Here is a 15,234-nt window from a genome sequence, read left to right on the forward strand (position 1 = left end):
CCTCTGATTTCGCCCGTTGTCCTCGCGAAGGGCTTTGATGGTCAGAGGATGGATTCGGTTCACAGGTAGCCGGCGTGGTGTGTCGCCCGCTAGCCCGGCCTGGTCGCGTCGATGAATTGCTTGATGCGGGGAAGTTGGCCGGCGTCGATGGTGTGGCCGCCGTAGAACGGCAGCAGCTCGACGTCGGCGTCTCGTCGGCGGAGCTGCTCGGCCAGTCTGCTGGTCTGTTCGGGCGTGGCCATCGGATCGCTGTCGCCGTTGACGATGAGCACCCGCTTGCCGGCCAGAGCATGGTCCCTGGGTTCGTCGGCGGCGAAGGGCACCATCGCGGCCAGCAGTACCGCGCCGGCGAGTGACTCGGGGTGGCGCAGCAGCAGCGCGGACGCCATGTTGGCGCCGTTGGAGAAGCCGACCGCCAGCCAGGAACCAGGAGTCACGTCGTACTTCTGCTCGGCCGCCGTGAGAAAGGCGGCGAGCTCATCTGCGCGCAGCCGAAGGTCGTCCTCGTCGAACACGCCCTCCTGGAGCCTGCGGAAGAACCGTGCCATCCCGTTCTCCGACACGGTCCCCCGAGGCGACAGCACGGGTGCATCGGGCGCCAGGTGTTGCCGCAGTACGACGAGGTCGTGCTCGTCACCACCGGTGCCATGCAGCAACAGCAGCGGCGGCGCGGAAGAGCCCGGTTGCCAGACGTGCGGCCGCCGGAGCAGGTCCTCGCTCATCAGTCGGATTCGTCCGGCTGCGGGGCCGGTGGCACGCGCAGCGCTGGCAGCGAGGCTTGGATCTGCTCGCGGTTCGGTTCGAGCCAGGGCGGAAGCTTCAGGTGCTGGCCGAGTTCCAGCAGCGGTTCGTCGATGGTGAAGCCTGGCTGGTCGGTCGCGATCTCCAGCAGGACCCCGCCCGGTTCGCGGAAGTAGATCGAGGTGAAGTACTGCCGGTCGATGATCTCGGTGACCTGCACTCCGGCCTCGATCAGCTCCAGGCGCCACTTCGCCTGGGTCTCACCGTCAGGCGCCCGGAAGGCGATGTGGTGGACCGTACCGGCCGCCTGGAGTCCGCGCGACACGTTGCTTGGCCGGACGTCCACCGCCGTACCCTCGGCTCCGCCGGACATCACGAACCGCGTCCCATCGGTGGTGTCCTGGCCGTGCCGCATCCCCAGCATGCCCGCGAGCATCTCTGCCGTCGGGTCGAGCTGCTGCTCGGTCATGGTGACCGAGAAGAGGCCGCGGATCGCGTTGTCGAACGGTATGGCGGCCACGCCATCCCAACCGGACCGGGTGTCACCGTCGGACGCGACCAGCTCGATCACCAAGCCGTCAGGATCGCGCAGCCTCAAGATCTCCTCATCAGAGCGGGCGACCGGCGCGTCCGCGTCGACGCCGAGGCTCTGCAGACGCTGCTGCCACCAGCCGAGCGACTCCGGCGGCACACTGAACGCGGTGGCCGTCGTGAGACCGGTGCCCTGCTTACCGTTCGGAGCTCCCGGCCACGGGAAGAACGTCAACAGTGTGGAAGGCCGGCCCGACTCGTCACCGTAGTACAGGTGATAGGTGTCCGGGGCATCGAAGTTCACCGTCCGCTTGACCAGGCGCAACCCCAGCACCGTGGTGTAGAAATCGACGTTGCGCTGCGGATCCTCCGCAATGGCAGTCACATGGTGGAGCCCATGTGGTGCGACCGAATCAACCATCGCTCATCCCTCCAAGCCCGCGGCCGCAGGACGACATCGGCCGCCCCTCGACACTACGACCGGACAACGCCCACCACCACGCTCCGGCCCCTTCGGGCAACGCCGGGGCTCGACCTGCCTGTGTCACCGGGTCGTCAGCTCATTACCGGGACGTCGCTGATCACCGCATAGTGGTCGGACGGCGGATTGCCGTGATCCTCGTCGAATCCCGCAAGCCACGATCGGCAGTGACCGGTATCTCCCGAGGTATCAGGCACCGTCAGGATGTAATCGATCCGCTCGTCCTCGAGCCACTCCCCCTGTCCCAGATACGGATTACGCGAGCTGTAGGTGTGCCCTGCGCCGGTCTCCGGTTGCTCTCCGCAATCGCGCAGTACGCCGAGAAGCCTCTTGATCTCAGGTCGATCAGCTGGAGCGTTCAAGTCGCCCGCCACCACGACCCTGTCACCCGACGCCGAGAGTTTCGACACCAGCTCCACCAGGCCGTCGACTTCCTGGAGGCGCTCGCGCTGATGATCTTCCTCCCAGTCCAGACAGGTGGTCAGAAAGTGCAGGCTCCGGTACCCGAGCCGTATCTCGGCCCGCAACGCCACCGTCTCACCCGACAGCGAACACCGTTCCGCACCCAGAAGGGGATACCGGCTCAGGATCGCAAGACCAAGCCGAACGTCCGGGTCTGGATCGCGCGGCATCCGCGACAAGGCGAAGACCGGCGACATGCCCAGCTCGGCGCCCAGCAAGTCCGCCTGCGTCTGCTCACCTGCCGTCCACGTCTCCTGCAGAGCCACGAACTCGGGACGTTGCGCCCGGATCGTCTCCACGATCGCCCGGTGCCGGCGACGCCAGTTGTCACCGAAGCGTCCCCACACATTCCACGTCATGAACCTCATACCGCACGCACCATCGATTCATCGGACCCCCGGTACCCAGCCCCGACCGCGCGATGCGCACATGTTCCCACCCTCACCGACCTCGTCGTTGTCAGCCACAGACAACGACGAGGTCGGGAAGGTGGTTCGCTCGCGGAGCCTACGCCGGGGCGTGCTCCTTCAGGATCGTCATGAAGGCACGCATCCAGCCCGGGTGGTCCGGCCAGGCGCGCCCGGACACCACGTTGCCGTCGACGACCGCGTCGCCGTCGACCCACTCCGCTCCGCCGGCCCGGATGTCGAGCGCCAGAGCTGGGTAGGCGGACGTCTTGCGCCCGTTCAGTACGCCGGCCGCGGCCGCGACGAGTGGTCCGTGACACAGCTGGGCGACAGGCTTCGACTCGCCGTAGAAGTGCTGCACGATCCGTTGGCAGTCCTCGTCGTTGCGGATGTACTCCGGCGCACGACCACCGGGGATCACCAGGGCCACGTACTCGGACGGATCCACATCGGCGAACGCGACATCCGCCTGCCAGGTGTGCCCAGGCTTCTCGGTGTACGTGTCGAAGCCGTCCACGAAGTCGTGCACCACGAACTGCAACTTCTTCACCGTCGGCGCGGCCACATGAACCTCGTACCCCTCCTCGAGCAGCCGTTGGTACGGGTAGAACACCTCGAGGTCTTCTGCGGCGTCACCAGTGACAATCAGCACCTTGGCCATCACGTCATCCCCTCTGCAGACTCCGGTTCCACAGTCAGCCTCCGTCGGCGGCCACTGCGGGTCAAGGGCGAGCCTGCGGAGCCCGGCGTCGGCGCGGTGACTTTGCGGTGCTGCGGCGGATGACCAGCTCGTGGGGCACGATCACTGTCGGTTCGGGTGACTGGCCGTCCAGTTGTGCGATCAGGTGGGCGACGGCTGTCCGGCCGTGTTCGTAACCGTCGACCCTGACCGTCGTGAGAGCAGGACGGAAGTAGTCCGATCCGGGTGCGTCGTCGTACCCGACGACACTGACGTCCTCGGGGATGCGCAGCCCGCGTTCGGTGAGGGCGTACATGATGCCCAGTGCTGTCTCGTCGTTCGATGCGAAGATGGCCGTCACCGATGGGTCGTCAGCCAGCTCCAGTCCGGCGAGGTACCCCGAGTGTGCCGTCCAGTCTCCGCTGAGCGGCTGGACGACTTCGGCGCCGGCCCGACGCAGCGCCTGCTCCCATCCCAGCGAACGGAGATGGCTCGCACTCCACTCCGCCGGCCCCGCCACGTGGTGCACCGTGGCGTGCCCCAGCCCGAGGAGGTACTCGACCACCTCCTCGCTGGACCTGGCCATGTCGGGATGCACTGCCGGGCCGTCGTACCCGGGCACCGTGCTCGTGGTCACCATCGGCATGCTCCGGTCGATCGCCATGATCGTTTCGGCCCCCGAGACCCATGGCGCCATGAAGATCACGCCGTCACAGCGGGACATCGCCAGCCGGTCGATCCCCTCCTGGACCGCGGCCGGTTCGAAGGTGGCGAAACTCGCGATGCTCACGCTGTATCCCACCTCGGTCGCCGCCTGCTCGACACCGGAGATGATCGACATCGCCCCGATGCTCGTCGGCCGATTGGTCAGCTGGTGCGTCAGCAGCCCGAGCACCCGTCCCCGGCCCGTCGACAGCGCCCGGGCGATCGGATCCGGCCGGTATCCCAGGGTCTTGATGGCTCGCCTGACCCGGGCGGCCGTGCGTGGATTGACCTGGTCACCCCCGCGCGCGACCCGGGACGCCGTCTGCCGCGAGACCCGCGCCACTCGCGCGACGTCGGTCAGGGTCGGCCGCGCCGGTGGCGTGACAGCCTGGCCGCCCGACGTGTCGTCGGCCGGGTCCGCGTCAGCGGGCGAACGATCGCTCAACGGGGCGCTCCTCGACTCGTGATGCTGGAAGACTACTCAGGCCGAGCGCGACCTGGCCTGACCGGTCGACGCCGGGAGTCACTTGAGAGCTCCGCTGCTGATCCCCTGGACGACCTGACGCTGTGCCGCCACGTAGAACACGATCACCGGCAGCGCCGAGATGGCCGTTGCGGCCAGCAGGATGTTCTGCAGCGGCGTCTCGGAGGACACGAAGTTCATCAAGCCACGCTGCACCGGCATCAGCTGGTCGTCGTCGAACAACACCAGCGCCAGCAGGTACTCGTTCCACACGGTCAGGCCCTGGATCACGGCGACCGCGATCAGCCCGGGCCGGGCCAGCGGCAGGATCACCCGGGCGAAGGCGCTGAACGCCGAGCAACCGTCGATGGCCGCGGCCTCCTCCAGGTCCTTGGGCAGGTTGGCGAAGAACCCCCGCATGATCAACGTCGCCATCGGGATGCCGGCGGTGATCAGAACCAGCACATAGCCGAGCCGGCTGTTGGTCAGCCCGAACGAGAGCATCAGCTTGTACTGCGCGATGAACGAGGCCGGTGCCGGGATGATCAGGACCGCGAGGATCACGGACATCACGACGGATCGGCCGCGAAACTCGACCCGGGCCAGCACATATCCGGCCATGCTCGACACGATCAGGATCCCGGCCACCGCGCACGCGGTGTACAACAAGCTGTTCGGCAGGTAGACACCGAGCCGGCCGTCGACCCACGCCTCGACGTAGTTCGACCATTGCGGCTCCCGAGGGATGAGCTCGCTGCCTCGATACAGCTCTCGAGTCGTCTGCAACGATCCGATGAGGAGCCAGAAGATCGGGAAGAGGGCAATCAGCGCAGCCAGGACCAGCGGCACGTACAAGACCGCTGCGCCTCGCCTTCCGGTCGTCACAGTGTCATCCCTTCCTGCGTGACAGTCGCAAGTGGAGCCCGGCCAGCAGGACGAGTGCGCCGCCGAAGATCACCGACATGGCTGCGGCCGAGCCGAACCGGTGGTTCGTGAAGGCCTCTTCGTAGATCCGGAGCGTCGGCACGATCGTGTGGTACGCCGGTCCGCCGTTGGTCAGGACCTGGACCGTGCCGAAGATCTGCAGCGCCGCCAGCAAGGTGAGCAGTGACACGATCGTGGTGACAGGCGCAAGCTCCGGCCAGGTGATGTAGCGGAACTTCGCCCAGGCCCCCGCGCCGTCGAGGCTCGCCGCCTCGTAGAGCTCGGCGGGTAGGTCTTGCAGGCCGGCCAGGAACAGGATGAAGCCGAATCCCCAGTGGAACCAGATGAAGACCGCGGCCACCGCGGGCAGTGCCGTGTCCGGGTCGTTCAGCCAGTTGTGTTGCAGCGCCGACAGGCCGATCATCTCGAGCAGCCGGTTGATGATGCCGACGTTCGGCGCCAGCAGCCACGAGAACATCATGCCGACGACCACCACCGAGAAGACTCCGGGCAGGTAGAACGCCGTACGGAAGAAGGCCTTGCCGCGGCGGATCCGGTGAACGGCCAGTGCCATGCAGAGCGAGACCCCGTTGCCGATGAAGAACCCGGCCAGGCCGAAGATCACGACGATCTTCATCGAGTCCCAGAAGATCGTGTCGTGCAGCACCCTCGTGTAGTTCGCGAGTCCGACGAAGGGTGTGCTCGGGCTGACGCCGTCCCATTCCTGGAAGCTCAGCAGGATCGCCTGACCGAACGGAACGAAGGTGAACACGGCCAGCAACGCCAGCGCGGGCAGCAGGAACAGGTACGCTATCGCGTGCCTGCGCCACCTGCCGCGACGACGCCGCGGCCGGCCGCGGTTGGGCGCGAGCACTCGCTGACGAGGTTCCGCTGTGATCGTCACTTGCTCTTCTTCTGTGCGGCCTGGACCTCGGCGAGGACCTGATCGACGGTCTTCTCCTTCAGCGCCAGCGCCTGTACGCCGCTGCTCACCGCTGTCCGCGCATCGGAGCTGAACGGTGCCGAGATCACCTGGAGGTTGTTCAGGTGCTCGGCCAGACCGCTCGACTGCGGCGCGAGCTCGTCCGACTTCAGCGTCGGGTTGGCGGGGACCAGGCCGACCATGTCGGCGAAGACCTTCGCCTGGTCGGGCTCGGTCAACCACTTCACGAAGGCCACCGCGGCTTCGACGTTCTTCCCCTTCGGGTTGATGCACGCACCCTTGCCGATGTTGCCGACGACGCGCGGCTTCTGTGTCGCGTCCGGTGCCGCGGGAACGGCGGCCGAGGTGTAGTCGGTGAAGTCCGGGGCGGTCGCCCGCCCGACACCGACAGCGACCGACGCGTCGAAGATGGACGCGGCATCCTGCACGTTGAAGAACGACTTCTCCACGTTCGGGTTGTCGTCGTTGCCGCCCGGGATCGACTTGTTGACGATCACGCCGGCGTCGACCAGATCGGCGATCAACTGCAGCGACTTGCGCCAGCCCTCGGCGGTCCAAGGGGCCTTTCCGGCGAAGGTGGCGGTGATCTCGTCATCGGTCAGCCAGTTCGCGGCGTGCGTCTGGAGCAGGTACGGCGTCAGCGAGGCCGCCACCAGAAAGGCCCCGTTCCCGCTGTGACCGGAGATCGCCTTCAGCTGGTCGATCCACTCCGTGGTCGTCGCCGGGACTTTCGCCGGATCGACGCCGGACTCCTTGAAGGTCGCGGTGTTGCGGAACAGCCCCCACAGCTGGATCTCCCAGTGTGCGGAGTAGATGCCGGGTTTGACGCCGTTGGCGTTGCCCTCAGGGATGGTGGCCAGTTGCAGCGCGGTCGGCGCGAAGTTCTTCTTCCAGTCGCCCTTCAGCTCCGACGACAGGTCGAGGGCCCAGCCGGCCTTGTAGTACGGGATCATGTCGGCGACCAGCAGCGCCGAGTAGATGTCCGGCATGTCGCCCGACTGGGACTTCGACTGCAGCTTCGTCGGGAAGTCGACCGGGCCGACATTGTCCACGGTCACGCGTACACCGGTCTGCTCTTCGTACGTCTTGGTCAGCTTGGCCAGTGCATCCTTCTGGCCACGGGACTGATTCATGAACGTCAGCTCCGTCGACGCCGATCCCTGCCGGTCTCCGTCCGTACTGCAGGCCGTCAGCGCCGACCCGAACGAGACGGCTCCGGCAGCGGCGGCACCGTAGCCGAGGAAACGGCGCCTGGTCACGGAAGTCGGGCGCGGGAGCGGCCCTCGGGTCGATGGCGACATGGGCAAGAACCTTCCTCTGGGAATGACAGATCACGGTGATCGAGACCTCGGGCCGTCTCCCCCAGCAAGCCCGCCGGCGCGCAGTCGGCGCAGGTTGATACCGGTAACAATTGATACCGGTAACAACGGGAGGTGTCAACGGGTTGACGCGGGCTCGGCGCGGTGGCTACGTTGCCGCGGAAACGGCGTCAGCGCCGTGCCGCTTCGTCGAAAGCAGCTGATGAGAATCGAACGACGGGCCCTGGTCACGCGACACAATCCGGTCTTCGTCCGTCCGCATCCGGCCGACACTTTGTCTGTTGGCAACGGCAACATCGCGATGACGGTCGACCTCTCGGGACTCCAGACGTTCCCGGACTTTCACGAGTTGCGACCGGATCCGCGCCGGGTGCCGAGCGACGGCACCGAAGCGCTTCCGAAGCAGGAGCAGCGCTCTTTTGCCAAGGACGACTACCAGATTCCGCTGCGAGTGCAGTCGAACTGGGGCTGGTACCGGGCACGCGGCCGTCGTACGTACCGGCTGGACGAGACGTTCACCTGGTACCAGACGGACCGAGGCAAGGCGCCGTACCCGGATCGGATGGGGTTGCAGCGCGCCGGCGACGTGATCCCGCCTGATCTCGAGGCCGGCGGGTGGCTCCACTTCAATCCGCGACGCCTTCATCTGGGCAGGCTCGCACTCGCCGTCCAGAGGACCGAGCTGGCGCCGCTGACGGATCCTGCTCAGCTGCGCAATGCCCGGACCGAGTTGGATCTCTGGACCGGCAGCATCCGGGCGGAGTACGAACTGCAGGGCCGGCGGGTCGTCGTTCACACGACGTCCGATCCGGCCGGCGACCGATTCGCTGTCCGGCTCGAGTCCGGGTTGCTGCCGGATGGCCTCGCGATCGCGTGGCAGTTCGACGACCAGCCCGATGATCTCGCGTCGTTCGAGCAACCGCTGGAGCAGACTCATGCCTGGCGCCAGATCGGCGGTGCCTGGCAGTGCGAGCGCCGCGTCGAGTCCACGGCGTACGTCGTGTCGATCGCCACCAGCGGCCAAGTTCAGGTCGATCCCGAGGACGGCTCGCTCGTCTGCACCAGCTCATCGCCCGAGCTCGAGGTAGTCGTTGCCCTCGGCCCCTTGGACGCGCCGGCGAACCCCTGCCACGCCGCTGAGGTCTTCGACCGCGCGCGCTCCTGGTGGAGCGAATTCTGGCAGCAGGGAGCGGCCGTCAGCTTCGACGGCAGTTCCGACGACCGCGCCGAGGAACTCGAGCGCCGGACGGTGCTGTCGCAGTACCTCACGGCGGTCAACTGCGCCGGCTCGACTCCTCCGCAGGAGACTGGTCTCACTTACAACAGCTGGTCGGGCAAGTTCCACCTCGAGATGCACTGGTGGCATGCCGCACACTTCCCGATGTGGGGACGTGGTCACCTCTTGGAACGGAGCATCGGCTGGTATCACGACATCCTCGACGCCGCGAGGGAAACCGCCCGGCAGCAGGGTTATCGCGGCGCGCGGTGGCCGAAGCAGACCGACCCGTCAGGACGTGAGTCGCCGAGCAACATCGGCGCGTTCATCCTGTGGCAGCAGCCCCACCTCATCTACCTGCTCGAGTTGCTGTACGCCGAGGGCCGTCCGCACCGTTTCCTCACCGAGCACTACCCGTTGGTGGAAGCGACCGCCGACTTCATGGCGGACTTCGTCGTCGAGCGGGACGGCGTGTTCGAGCTGCCACCACCACTGATACCGGCACAGGAGAGCTACCTCGCCGATCGGGCCGGCACCGCCAATCCGACCTTCGAACTGACCTACTGGTCCTGGGCGCTCGGAGTGGCCAACGAGTGGCGGCGACGACTGAAGCTCCCGCCGTCCGAACGCTGGGCCCGCGTGGGTTCCCGGATGCGGCCTCCCCACCTGATGCCCGACAAGTCGTACGCCGCGATCTCGACACCGCCGTACCTGATCCGCGAGGATCATCCGTCGATGCTGATGGCCCTCGGCTGGGTTCCGCACTCGCCTCAGATCCGGCCCGACGCGATGGCAGCCACCCTCGACGCCGTCTGGCAAACGTGGGACCTTCAGTCCACCTGGGGCTGGGACTACCCCGTGATGTCCATGACCGCGGCCGCACTGTCAGACCTGCCCCGAGCCGTGGAGGCACTCCTGATTCCCTCCCCGAAGAACGTGTTCCTCCCCAACGGACACGCTCCCCAGCGCCCCGGCTTCTTGTCGTTATACCTGCCGTCGAACGGCAGCCTGCTCGCAGCGATCGCCCACCTCTCCGCGGCGCAATCTGCTGGACATTCGATGCCGGACGGCTGGCACCTGACGACCGACGCCATGCCACCGCCACTGACGCAACAGCACTCGTGGAGGTGGCCTCGGCCGACTGATGCCTCCGGCCCCCAACTGGCGACCGGGGAGTAGCCCAGCGGGCACAGGCCATCGAGACTCCTGACCCACACGTCATCGCGCGGACCACGCTCCCGGATCGATCGGGCTCCGTCGTACGTCGGAGCCCGTAAGATGCTCACCGTGACCGGCCGGCCGCAGGGTGACCCACCGGACACGCGGCCTGCCCAGGAACCAACCGGCCGGTTCGGTGAGCTGCTGCGGACGCTGCGCCGGCACGCCGGATTGACGCAACGAGATCTCGCCGACCGGACCGGCCTGAGTACGGGGGCGATCCGTGACCTGGAACAGGGCCGAACCAGGAGTCCGAAGTCGGACTCGATCGACGCCATCGCAGCCGCGCTCGCCCTGAATGGCCGCGATGCCAGCAGCCTCCATACCTTCGCCAAGGCGCACCGAACCGTCACCACGTCGGCCCCAGGGACCGCGGGACCGCTGCACATCGGTGTCCTCGGCCCGCTCGGGGTCCGGCACGGCGACATCCCGGTGCCCGTCAACTCCGGTCCGCAACGCACGCTGCTGGCCCGGCTCGCACTAGGCGCCGGAACGACGGTCAGTCAGGACGAACTCATCGATCTCCTCTGGCCGGGCGCCGTACCCCGAAACGCGATGAATCTCCTGCACACCCGTGTCGCCAGGCTGCGACGGCTGCTGGAGGCCGTCAAGCCGACCAGCCCGGTGATCGTCAGCGGCGGCACCGGATACAGGCTGGAACTGAACGACAGCGACCTCGACCTCCTGACGTTCCGCAATCTCATTGCCCAGGCAGCGCGCGCCGAGCCAGGGGCAGCGTTGGCGAAGCTCTCGGATGCCGTGGCACTTTGGCGCGGCGACACAGATGTGGAGCCGATCGCGGCCAACCCGCTGTACATCGCGATCTCCAACGAGTACACGGCCGCCGTCCGCGCCTTCGCCACCTTGGCGCGTGACCTCGGCGATCCGGAACAGGCGCTGGAACCACTGCGAAACCTGACCGCGCAGCACGAGCTGGACGAGCCGCTGCACGTCGAGCTGATCCAGTCCCTGGCCGCGTGCGGTCGGCAGGCCGAGGCCCTCGCGGCGTACGACCGGATCCGGTCCGCGCTCGCCGAGCAGCTCGGCATCGACCCAGGCGAGCGGCTCCGCGCGGTTCATCTCGAGGTGCTCCGGCAACAAAATGGGTCTCCAGCGCAACCAGCAGAGCGAGCGGTCATCGAGCAGGCTCCGTCCGCACCACCGGACTTCGTCGGACGCGCGGACGAACTGGCGACGATCTGTACGGCGCTTGGCCGGCCCGGCGCGCTCTCGTCCCGAGTCGTCCTGATCAGCGGCATCGCGGGGGTCGGCAAAACCGCCGTGGCCCTGACCGCCGCACACCGCCTCCGCGCGCAGTATCCGGGCGGCCAGCTGTACGCCGACCTGCGCGGCAGCGACGCGACAACCCCTGCACCGATCCAGGTGCTCGGCCGCTTTCTTCGCGCGCTCGGAGTACCCGGCCGGCGAATCGGCAGCGACGAAACCGAAGCGGCCGCACTGCTCCGCAGCGAGCTCGCCGACCGCCGGATGCTGGTAGTGCTCGACAACGCACAGGACGCGGCTCAGGTGCGGCCGCTGCTGCCGGGGGCAGGGCGCAGCGATGTCATCGTGACGAGCCGACGGCGACTGCCGGACCTCGCCACCGCCGCCGTCGTCAACCTTGAGCCTCTCCCCCGAGACGACGCTGTCCTGCTGATCAGCTCCACGGCGAGAACACAGCGTCTGGATGCCGATCCCGAAGGTGTGACCGCGCTCGCGGAGGCGTGCGCCCGGCTTCCGCTCGCGCTGCGCATCGCCAGTGCGCGGCTCGCGACCCGGCCGGAGTGGACGGCTGCCGACCTGGCCCGTCGTCTGGACGACGGCAACCGGCGGCTTACCGAGCTCAGCCTCGGCGAGTCCAGTGTGCTCAACAGCTTCCAGCTCAGCTACGCCGACCTGAGCCCCGATGCCCAGCGCGCCTTCCGGCTGTGCAGCCTGCACCCTGGCGACGACTTCAGTGCCGACAGCACAGGGATTCTGCTCGGGATGCCGACGGCTGAGGCCGATCGAGTCCTGGAAGCCCTCCTCGAGGCAAACATGCTCATGCAGCAGGCAAAAGACCGCTACCGGTTCCACGATCTGCTCGGCCTCTACTCCCGGCGACTTCTCGCCGAGGATCCTGAAGGAGATACCGCGCGGACCCGGCTGTATTCCTGGTACGCCGAGGCAGTCACGGCCGCGATCGACTGGGCGTATCCGCAACTCGTGCGGCTCGCCGGCCATCCCGAACCCGCAACATTCTTCAGCTCGGAAGCGGGGGCACTCGACTGGCTCGACGCCGAACTGTCCGCCTTGCTGGCGGTCGTGAAGGATATGGCGCAGTCCGGCGACCGGACGCTCTCCTGGCGAATCGTGGACCAGCTCCGGGGATACTTCCTGATTCGCAGGGATGCCGACGGTTGGCTACCGGCGGCCCAGGCCGGGATGGCTGCCGCCATCGCGGCCGGTGACGACGTCGCGCAGGTTGCGATGCTGTTCAACCGTGGCCAGGCGTTGGGGGCCGTCGGACGAGACGAGGACTCGTTGTCCGACTGCCTCGCCGGCCAAGCTCTCGCGGTGGCTGTCGGCTGGACGACGGCCGCGGCCTATCTGGCCCACCAGGTCGGGTGGCTTCAGCTGGAGCGGGGAAGACTCGGCGATGCCGAGCTGTGGATGCGCCGCGCGCTGGAGCTCACCGAAGACGATCAGCACGGCCACGTTCGGGGCGTCGCGCTCAATAGTCTCGGGATGACGCGGCTGTACCAGGGCGAACTACGGGAGGCCGCCGAGATGTTCGCCTCGGCGCTGCAGATCAACGAGACAGGCCCGGAGACGACGGCGCTCGCCAACCGCAGCAACCTGGCGAGCGCCTTGCGGCAGTTGGGCGCGGTCGACCGTGCGGCCGGCCTGCTCAGCGACGTACTGGATGGCTACCAGCGCCGCTCGCATCTCCGTGGTGAGCTGTCCGCGCTGGACGAGTGGGCCCGGTTGTACAGCCAGCGCGGAGACGGTGCGACCGCGCTGCCAGTAGCACTGCGCGCACACCACCTCGCGATCGTCGTACGCGACCGAAAGGCCCAGGCTCAAACCGCCTCAACCGTCGCACAGGCCCACCTCACACTCGGCGACATCCCAGCCGCCATCGAGTGGATCGAGGACTGCCTCACGATCGCACGCGGCACCTACCCGTACATCGAGGCCGAGGCTCTCATCGCCTCGGCCACTGCGCGGCGCGATATCGGCGACACCGCATCCGCGAAGGAGGCCGCCGAGCAGGCCGCATCGATCGCCGCATCCTGCGGATTCCGGCTGCTCGAGGCACAGGCCACCAGCGCCTCATCACGGATCGGGCGGTAGCACAACGCCAATACCATCCAGACAGGCGACGCGGTCAGCCGTCGCGCTTCTGGATGCCGTAAGCCATCACGATGCCACGGGGGTTGGCGGTGGTTGCGCAAAGCACGCTCGAGCCACTGACCGTGCTCGGAGGCTTCCACGGGCCGTACAGCGTCGATGCGCTCCAGTTGCAACGGGCCCAGACACGGAAGGTTCCGTACCCAGACTTGCACATTGCCCATGCCTGGGCCGAGCGGTGGACACCCGAACTGCAGTTGGTCGGTGGCGACGGCTCACGTGCGGCGGCCGGGGAGGCGGGACTCATCGTGAGGGCCAGGGGCACCACAGCGAGCAGCAAGACCACCGACGCCGCTACGCGCGCCCGGATCGACATCAACACGAACAGTCTTCGTACGGACAGGGTCACAAACGGCTCCTTTGGTGGGGTCTTGGATGGCGCCACGTTAGGAATCGCCGCTGTCGCCGTACTGCCCGTACTGCGCCCGTACCTTCGTTGGCCGGTGCTCGGAGCGCGGCAGCAGCGGCGTCTGATCAGGCAGTAGCGAGGTCGACGGCGCTGAGAGGACCGTGTCCCAGTCACTGACCCATCGGCGTCGACCGGCGCGACTGAATTACCGCCGCCGGTCGACGACTTCACCGATCGGGTCCGACTTGGTGGTGCAGCGTGAGCGGTGGCTCAGATCTCGTTCGGGTTCTTGCACGTGTATTTGAAGGTGTAGCCCCCGGAAATCTTGCTGTACATCGGCCACTTCATCGCGCTGCGGGTGGCGGGCCCGTAAATGCCGTCTACGTTGCTCCCCGTGAAGCCGAGCCGGTTGGCCTGCACCCAGCGGACCGCCTTGACGGTGCCCTCGCCGTACACGCCGTCGATCCCACCGCTGTCCTGGATGTATTCGGCGGCAGGCGTGTCCCAGTAGCACGTATAGATGGCATCCTGCAGTGCCATGACCGCGGACTTGGAACCCTGCTGATTGCCCATGTAGCAGTGCATTCCGCTGCCCGTGCGGACCGGAACCTTCGTGTATTCGTCGGTACCGACGCCACCGGCGTAGCGCCAGCTGGCCGAGTCGCACACGCCGTACGCCGCCTCCGCCGGCAAGCTCGTCACCACAGCGAGCGGCACCGCCGTAGAGATCAGGGTCAAGGACGCAAGCAGGGCGCGCTTCCCGCGCTTCATAGCACGCATGGTGTTTGTCTCCGAATCTTGGTGTCTTCTGACACGTCCTGTCTGCGCCGGTCAGCCCCGGAGCCACCGAACATGTCGTTACAAGACTCGGACCCTAAGATCCATCACCATCGCCCCGCTGCCCGTACCCCACCCGTACCGAAAGACCCGGACCTCGCCTGGGTCACGTCCTGTCCGGGTGGACAGATCATCCACGGCGTCGTCCCCGGGCAAGCCGATGGACCGGCCGTGTGGTCCGCGACTGCCCGCTCTGCAACTGTCGATGTCCGAAGTCGTCTGCAAGGGTCCAGCGCTGCGAAGTGGCCGGATTGCACACGAGTGCACCGGGCTGCGGATCGGTGAGGCGCTCGGGCTGGCTGAGGACGCGGTCGACCTGGAGACCCGGGCCGGATCGCCGCCATCGACAACCCGGAGCGCCTGCTGTTCCCGGGGTTGAAAGGGCGGCCTGCGGAACCCGTCCAACGCGAACCGGGACATGAAGGCCGCGATGGTACGAGGCAACCCCAACCGCCGAGCGAAGCGAAGGCCCACCCAACCACGGCGAGCACCCCAACCGCCGAGCGAAGCGAAGGCCCACCCAACCACGGCGAGCACCCCAACCGCCGAGCGAAGCGAAGGCCCAC

At 67.3% G+C, this 15,234-nt stretch carries 11 protein-coding genes; 2 read left to right on the forward strand and 9 right to left on the reverse strand.

Annotated features, from left to right (window positions below; all coding sequences use genetic code 11):
• Positions 1-89 precede the first annotated feature (89 nt).
• The 8 genes from V9K99_RS09630 to V9K99_RS09665 form a co-directional block, all read right to left on the reverse strand.
• Complete coding sequence (locus V9K99_RS09630; RefSeq protein ID WP_337002362.1) at positions 90-722, reverse strand: alpha/beta hydrolase; 633 nt, start codon at positions 720-722, stop codon at positions 90-92.
• A complete protein-coding gene (locus V9K99_RS09635; protein WP_337002360.1) occupies positions 722-1,657 on the reverse strand; it encodes a ring-cleaving dioxygenase in 936 nt (311 codons plus the stop codon). The genes V9K99_RS09630 and V9K99_RS09635 overlap by 1 nt, the downstream gene beginning before the upstream one ends.
• Positions 1,658-1,827: 170 nt before the next feature.
• Complete coding sequence (locus V9K99_RS09640) at positions 1,828-2,583, reverse strand: endonuclease/exonuclease/phosphatase family protein (RefSeq protein WP_337336382.1); 756 nt, start codon at positions 2,581-2,583, stop codon at positions 1,828-1,830.
• Between the two features lie 139 nt (positions 2,584-2,722).
• Positions 2,723-3,283, reverse strand: coding sequence for a DJ-1/PfpI family protein (locus V9K99_RS09645; RefSeq protein WP_337002356.1), 561 nt, complete (start codon positions 3,281-3,283; stop codon positions 2,723-2,725).
• A 61-nt stretch (positions 3,284-3,344) separates the two neighbouring features.
• Positions 3,345-4,451 (reverse strand): LacI family DNA-binding transcriptional regulator, encoded by a 1,107-nt coding sequence (locus V9K99_RS09650; protein ID WP_337002354.1) that lies wholly within the window; start codon positions 4,449-4,451, stop codon positions 3,345-3,347.
• 78 nt (positions 4,452-4,529) lie between these two features.
• Positions 4,530-5,354: a carbohydrate ABC transporter permease gene (locus V9K99_RS09655; protein WP_337002352.1), complete on the reverse strand. Its 825-nt coding sequence runs from the start codon at positions 5,352-5,354 to the stop codon at positions 4,530-4,532.
• Positions 5,355-5,358: 4 nt separating this feature from the next.
• Positions 5,359-6,297 (reverse strand): carbohydrate ABC transporter permease, encoded by a 939-nt coding sequence (locus V9K99_RS09660; protein WP_337002351.1) that lies wholly within the window; start codon positions 6,295-6,297, stop codon positions 5,359-5,361.
• The gene (locus V9K99_RS09665) at positions 6,294-7,469 is read right to left on the reverse strand and encodes an ABC transporter substrate-binding protein (protein ID WP_337002349.1); all 1,176 of its coding nucleotides are present in this window, start codon (positions 7,467-7,469) and stop codon (positions 6,294-6,296) included. The genes V9K99_RS09660 and V9K99_RS09665 overlap by 4 nt, the downstream gene beginning before the upstream one ends.
• A 388-nt stretch (positions 7,470-7,857) precedes the next feature.
• On the opposite strand from V9K99_RS09665, the gene V9K99_RS09670 reads away from it, so the two are divergent.
• On the forward strand, positions 7,858-10,050 hold the full coding sequence (locus tag V9K99_RS09670) for a hypothetical protein (protein ID WP_337002347.1): 2,193 nt from the start codon (positions 7,858-7,860) through the stop codon (positions 10,048-10,050).
• Between the two features lie 108 nt (positions 10,051-10,158).
• Positions 10,159-13,425, forward strand: a complete 3,267-nt coding sequence (locus tag V9K99_RS09675; RefSeq protein ID WP_337002345.1) for a BTAD domain-containing putative transcriptional regulator — start codon at positions 10,159-10,161, stop codon at positions 13,423-13,425.
• Positions 13,426-14,101: 676 nt separating this feature from the next.
• On the opposite strand, the gene V9K99_RS09680 is transcribed toward V9K99_RS09675, so the two are convergent.
• A complete protein-coding gene (locus tag V9K99_RS09680) occupies positions 14,102-14,602 on the reverse strand; it encodes a peptidoglycan-binding domain-containing protein (RefSeq protein WP_337002343.1) in 501 nt (166 codons plus the stop codon).
• Positions 14,603-15,234 lie beyond the last annotated feature (632 nt).

Origin of the sequence: Kribbella sp. CCNWLW201 (genome assembly GCF_037203805.1) — a bacterium.
Taxonomy (GTDB): Bacteria; Actinomycetota; Actinomycetes; order Propionibacteriales; family Kribbellaceae; genus Kribbella.